This window comes from Aeromonas genomosp. paramedia, assembly GCF_023093515.1.
Taxonomy (GTDB): domain Bacteria; phylum Pseudomonadota; class Gammaproteobacteria; order Enterobacterales; family Aeromonadaceae; genus Aeromonas.
This window is the reverse complement of record NZ_JAAROG010000032.1, coordinates 1-1,240: the sequence shown is the minus strand read 5'-3', so window position 1 is coordinate 1,240 and position 1,240 is coordinate 1. Positions and strand designations below refer to the sequence as shown.

Below are 1,240 nucleotides of genomic sequence, written 5' to 3'. Positions count from 1 at the left end.
TGTAGTGGTCAACTAAATCCGGACTCTCGGTTAGGCCGATGTTCGGCTTTTGCTGGCGGTATCCCGTCATTGTGTTGATGTGGACGTCGCCAGTTGTAGTAATCCATCAGGTAATAACTGATATCCCGCTTCGCTTCCCGCAGGCTCATGTATCCCGTTGCCGGGAGCCACTCTGACTTCAAGCTCCTGAACAGTCTCTCCATTGGGGCGTTATCCCAACAGTTACCACGCCGACTCATACTCTGGGTCATGCGATAGCGCCACAGTCGTTGCCGATATGCACGGCTGCCATATTGGCTGCCTTGGTCGGAGTGAAACAGCACGCCGGACGGACAACCCCGCTGCTGATACGCCATCTCAAGTGCTTTCACTGCCAGCTCGGCATCTGGTTTATCTGACATCGCCCACCCCACAACCCGTCGGGTATGCAGGTCAAGCACCGCTGCCAGGTAATGCCAACGACCACCCGCCCAAACGTAGGTGATATCGCCACACCACATCTGATTGGGTTGCTGGACATCAAATTCGCGGACCAGCAGATTGGGAATATCCGGTCGTTCAGACTGTGCCACCTTATAGCGGTGTGCGCCCGGCTGTTTGGATGCCAACCCAGCTTCCTTCATCAGGTTACGTATTTTGAATCGGCCAATCTGATACCCCAACTCCCGCATCATCGACATCAAGGCGCGGCTGCCTGCCGAGTCCCTGCTCGCTTTGAACAACCGGCGCAACTCACTGCGCTGCTGCATACGCTCACGGTTAATCGTCCGCCTGCGAGCCAGATAATCGTAAAAACAGGAGGTGGGAACATCGAAAGCGCAGCAGACCAAGGTGATGGGGGCTTGCTCCCTTAATCGGTCTATCAGCGCGTACGTGTGAACTCGTCCGCCATCAAGAGAGCTGTAGCCTTTTTTAGAATGTCCTTTTCACGTTCGAGCCGGTTGATACGGGTTTCCAGCTCCTGGATTTTCTGCTGCTCCGGAGTCAGCGCTTTGCTGATTGGGGTAGTGCCACTGCGTTCGGATTGAAGCTGCTGAACCCAGCGGCGAAGTACGGTTTCACCGACATCCAGCGAACGGCTGGCTTCGGGGACTGAATACCCCTGGTCAAGCACCAGGGATGCAGCTTCCAGTTTGAATTCGGCAGTAAACGAGCGACGTAATCTTGTCATTGAACACCTCAGGTCATGGTGGCGACTGTACCACCTAAAATGGTGTCCGGGACGATTAGACCACTACAC

At 55.0% G+C, this 1,240-nt stretch carries 1 protein-coding gene; it reads right to left on the bottom strand.

Annotated elements, in window-relative coordinates; all coding sequences use genetic code 11:
• Window positions 1-8: 8 nt before the first annotated feature.
• Window positions 9-1,171, bottom strand: a protein-coding gene (locus tag HB860_RS21325; protein ID WP_247627886.1) for an IS3 family transposase whose coding sequence is annotated in 2 segments (ribosomal slippage) — window positions 9-916 and window positions 916-1,171 — 1,164 coding nt in all. Because the reading frame shifts where the segments join, the coding sequence is not laid out codon by codon here.
• Window positions 1,172-1,240: the final 69 nt, after the last annotated feature.